The sequence below is a fragment of the Mesorhizobium sp. M7A.F.Ca.CA.004.04.2.1 genome, from assembly GCF_004022825.1.
Lineage (GTDB): Bacteria > Pseudomonadota > Alphaproteobacteria > Rhizobiales > Rhizobiaceae > Mesorhizobium.
Genome location: NZ_RZPH01000491.1, coordinates 1 through 4,308 on the forward strand (window position 1 = coordinate 1; position 4,308 = coordinate 4,308).

The window sequence follows — 4,308 nt, forward strand, 5'->3', positions numbered from 1 at the left end:
ACCTATGATGGCGAGACGCATTGCTCGCTGCTCGGCTTTCCCGAGATCCGTGACCGGCTGATCGTGCTCAACGGCTGGTCGAAAACCTGGGCGATGACCGGCTGGCGCATGGGCTGGTCGATCTGGCCGAATGGCGACAAGGGCGCCCATCTCTACGACAAGGTGCGCAAGCTGGCTGTCAACTGCTGGTCCTGCGTCAACGCGCCGAGCCAGTTCGCCGGCATCGCGGCAATCGACGGCCCGCAGGACGATGTCGCCAATATGATGCGCGCCTTCGACCGCCGCCGGAAGATCGTCGTCGAGGGATTGAACGCGCTGCCCAACATGTCCTGCATCACGCCCAAGGGCGCGTTCTACGCTTTCCCCAACGTCTCGAAGACCGGCTGGAAGGCCAAGAAGCTCGCCTCGGCGCTGCTCGACGAGGCCGGCGTGGCGCTGATCGGCGGTCCCGATTTCGGCATTCTCGGCGAAGGCTATATCAGGCTCTCCTACGCCAATTCCGAGGAGAACATCTTGCGGGCGCTGGAACGGATCGGGGCCTTCCTGGCGAAGTAAGCTTGAAAGCGGCCCGCTGTCCTCTTCCGGACAATTTGCGGCTGTGGCATGACCGTGTCATGAGCCGTCCGGAGGCGCGCGGCCAAGACTGGGCGTGCATGTCGAGAACGGCTACGGTCCTCGGATCAGGATCGAAGTGGGGTGACATCGGATGTTCTATGCAATCCTTGCCTATCATGTGGAAGACGCAATCAAGGCGCTGACGCCGCAGGAAGATACGGCGCTGATGGCTGACTTGCTCAAGATCCATGAAGGGCTCTATGCCGACGGCAGCCTTGGCCCGTCGGCGCGGCTTGGCGCGACACAATCGGCCTGCACCTTGCGCGACGGCATGATCGTCGACGGCCCCTTCGCCGAAACCAAGGAACAGCTTCTCGGCCTCTATGTCGTCGACTGCCCGACGCGGGACGATGCCATCGCTATCGCGCGCGACTTTCGTCGCGTCAATCCGACCGCCGTCTACGAGATCCGTCCTATCGCGCTCTATCTGCCCGGCACAGAGCTACCGGGAGAATGACTAGCCACGCCCGACAAACGGCATCTTGGTCGCCATCACGGTCATGAACAGCACGTTGGCGTCGAGCGGCAGGCTGGCCATGTGGACGACGGCGTCGGCGACGCGCTGAACATCCATCACCGCTTCGGCTGATATGGAGCCGTTGGCCTGCGGCACGCCGACCGTCATCGGCTGCGCCATATCGGTCAGCGCATTGCCGATGTCGATCTGGCCGCAGGCGATGTCATAAGGCCGGCCGTCGAGCGCCAGCGTCTTGGTCAGCCCTGATATGGCATGCTTGGTCGCCGTGTAGGGCACCGAGCCCGGGCGCGGCGCATAGGCCGACACCGAACCGTTGTTGATGATGCGGCCACCCATCGGCTTCTGCTTGCGCATGGCGCCAAAGGCGGCACGGGCACACAGGAACGAACCGGTGAGGTTGACGCCGACGATATCGTTCCACACTTCGACCGGTATCTCGTCGATCGGCGTCGATTTGTAGCCCATGCCGGCATTGTTGAAGAGCAGGTCGACACGGCCGAAGGCCGCCGCCACGGTCTCGAACAGATCGTCGACCTCGCCTGCCTTGCTGATATCGCAGGCAACCGCCAGGGCCTTGGCGTCGGTGGACCCGGCCTCGGCCACGGCTGCATCCAGCACGGATTTGCGGCGTCCGCAGAACACTGTGTTCCAGCCCGCCTTGAGCAGCGCCGTGGCGACGCTCTTGCCGATGCCCGTGCCGGCCCCGGTGACGATGGCGGTTCTTTGCTCGGTCATGGCTGTTGTCCTCCGGCAGCGCTGCGCTTGCTCGACTGATTTTCGGGGTTTGGCTCGAAAAAGGAAGGCATCGCAAATGACGGCGGCGATGGCAAGCGTGTCCATCCGATCGGGCCGACAAAAAGGGCGGCCATTGGCGACCGCCCCTGATCTGAACCGGGCTTGGGAGGAGGAAAAGCCGATCCGACTGTGTTGAATGATGCGCTTGCTGGGTTAACGAGAGGTTAACCCGGAAAGCGCCTCCTGTGCCGTTTTGGCCTACCAGCGCGGATTGGGTGACGTCCCTGCCTTGGCCGGCACCTTGGCCGCCGAAACCGTTGCCTCGACATGGTCGACCAGCGCGTCCGGCAGGCCGAGCCGGCCTGCAAGCAGGTCGAGGTAGCCACGCTCGGCGCGGGTGTCGGGATCGATGGTCAGGCGCGACGCCGTGTAGAGTTCGAGCTTCTGCGCGTCGGTCTTGGCGCCGGCGACCAGCGTGTCGAGGTCGAGCGGGCTTGCCAGCTCCGCCATCAGGAACTTTTCGGCATCGGAGTCTATGCCGGCCAGGCTGAGCTTGCCGGCGATCTTCTGGCGCTCTTCATCGTCGATATGGCCATCGGCCTTCGCCGCCGAGATCATCGCCCGTATCAGGGTCAGCGTGAATTCGTCCTCGCCTTGCGGCGCCTGCGACGGGTGGAAGGCGGTGTCCTTGGGCGGCGGCAGCAATTCCGGTTCGCCGGCCGCCGGTGCTTCGGCGGGTGCGTTGCCGGCCTTGTAGTTATGGTAGGCCTTGTAGGCGAGGCCGCCGATGGCGGCCAGTCCGCCAAGCTTCACCGCGGCGCCCGTCACGTTACGACCGGCACCAGTTCCAAGCAGCACGGCGGCCAGTGCGCCGGCGGCCAGCGGATTGTCCTTGGCCATCTGCACGGCCTGCCCCGCCTTGTCGCGGACGGTGCCGCTGGTGCCGGGGATTTGCGAGCCGAGCAGATCGTCGAGAAGCTTCTTGGGATCGAACATTCAGTGCCTCCAGGATTTGCCCGGCCGAACGGGCAGGTTTCGAACGTCGAAGACGTAGGTCCCGAAACTTGACATTGCAATGACAGGCGGCCGCTTTGCAGCAGCTTGATGCCCGGATCAGGAGCCGATATGCGGCTCTCTGCCCCGCGCCTGCGCAAGCTCGACCTGGCGCTGGCGCTCGGCATAACGCTGGCGGTCCTCGTTCGAACGCGCATCGAAACAATGCGGGCAGGAAATACCGGCGGCGAATTTGGGCGACGTCAGGTCGCCCGGTGTCAGCGGGTGGCGGCAGGCGCGGCACAGTTCCGCTTCGCCCTCGGCGAGGCCGTGCGACACCGAAACGCGCTCGTCGAAGACGAAGCACTCGCCTTGCCAGAGGCTCTGTTCGGCCGGAACCTCTTCGAGATACTTGAGAATGCCGCCCTTGAGATGGAAGACATCCTCGAAGCCGAGCGATTTGACATAGGCGGTTGCCTTTTCGCAGCGAATGCCGCCGGTGCAGAACATCGCCACCTTGCGGCCTTCGAGTTCCCCCCGGTGCGCCTCCACCCAGGCCGGGAACTCGCGGAAGCTTGCGGTGGCCGGGTCGATCGCACCCCTGAATGTGCCGATCGACACCTCGTAGGCATTGCGCGTGTCGATGACGACAGTGCCGGGCTGCGAAATCAGCGCGTTCCAGTCGGCCGGCGCGACATAGGTGCCGGCACTTTTCGAAGGATCGATGTCATCGACACCCATGGTAACGATCTCGCGCTTCAGCCGCACCTTCATGCGGTGGAACGGCATGTCCGCGGCTGCGCTGTACTTGACCTCGAGGCCCGCCAGCCCTTCGATGGCTTCGAGATACAAGATCAGTTCGGCAATTGCCGCCTCGCTGCCGGCGACGGTGCCGTTGATGCCTTCATGCGCCAGCAGCAGCGTGCCCTTGATGCCGCGCCCGCAGCAGAAGGCGGCGAGCGGCGCGCGCAGTTCTTCGAAAGCGTCGAGCCGGGCAAACCGGTAGAGCGCTGCGACGCGGAAGGGTGGAAGTGATGTCATTGCCGAAGCCACTAGACGCTCACGAAAGCCTATTCAAGGCAAAGCAGGCATCCTGTTCGGAGGTCCCGGGCGCAAATCTGCACCATAGGCGAATTTGTACCATAGCTGAGATCAGGGAGTCAAGAAAAAATTCCTATCCTGACAAAGCTGCCGGCACCGCCGAGCTGGCAGCCGCGCTAAGCTTGGCGAGCATGGGCGACACGTGACATCGCGACACGGCCGGCTTCGTGGACAGGAAAACGGCCTTCTGCTAATCGGTTGAATTGTCCACGCCACGGAGAGACACATGCCCAGCAATACCGAAAAACTCTTGTCGCTCCTCAACGGCCAGCCGGTCATCCCGGTGCTGAAGATCTCTGATATCGCCAATGCCGTGCCGCTGGCGCGCGCGCTGGCGCGCGGCGGCCTGCCGGCAATCGAGATCACGCTGAGGACCGCCGATGCGC

At 63.9% G+C, this 4,308-nt stretch carries 5 protein-coding genes and 1 pseudogene; 3 read left to right on the top strand and 3 right to left on the bottom strand.

From position 1 onward, the window contains the following. Both EN893_RS20770 and EN893_RS20775 read left to right on the top strand, forming a co-directional pair. Window positions 1-555 (top strand): aminotransferase class I/II-fold pyridoxal phosphate-dependent enzyme (locus tag EN893_RS20770; RefSeq protein WP_128361744.1); only part of this gene is annotated, 555 nt, incomplete at its 5' end. Between the two features lie 151 nt (window positions 556-706). Further along, window positions 707-1,072 (top strand): YciI family protein, encoded by a 366-nt coding sequence (locus EN893_RS20775; RefSeq protein ID WP_127268079.1) that lies wholly within the window; start codon window positions 707-709, stop codon window positions 1,070-1,072. On the opposite strand, the gene EN893_RS20780 is transcribed toward EN893_RS20775, so the two are convergent. From EN893_RS20780 to EN893_RS20790, 3 genes are all read right to left on the bottom strand, one after another. Next, a complete protein-coding gene (locus EN893_RS20780; RefSeq protein WP_127268078.1) occupies window positions 1,073-1,828 on the bottom strand; it encodes an SDR family oxidoreductase in 756 nt (251 codons plus the stop codon). Between the two features lie 258 nt (window positions 1,829-2,086). Then, complete coding sequence (locus EN893_RS20785; RefSeq protein ID WP_127268077.1) at window positions 2,087-2,824, bottom strand: tellurite resistance TerB family protein; 738 nt, start codon at window positions 2,822-2,824, stop codon at window positions 2,087-2,089. Window positions 2,825-2,941: 117 nt separating this feature from the next. After that, window positions 2,942-3,862: a rhodanese-related sulfurtransferase gene (locus tag EN893_RS20790; RefSeq protein ID WP_127268076.1), complete on the bottom strand. Its 921-nt coding sequence runs from the start codon at window positions 3,860-3,862 to the stop codon at window positions 2,942-2,944. A gap of 286 nt (window positions 3,863-4,148) precedes the next feature. Here EN893_RS20790 and EN893_RS20795 point away from each other — a divergent pair. Then, window positions 4,149-4,308 (top strand): annotated as a pseudogene (locus tag EN893_RS20795) (keto-deoxy-phosphogluconate aldolase); the annotation flags it as partial.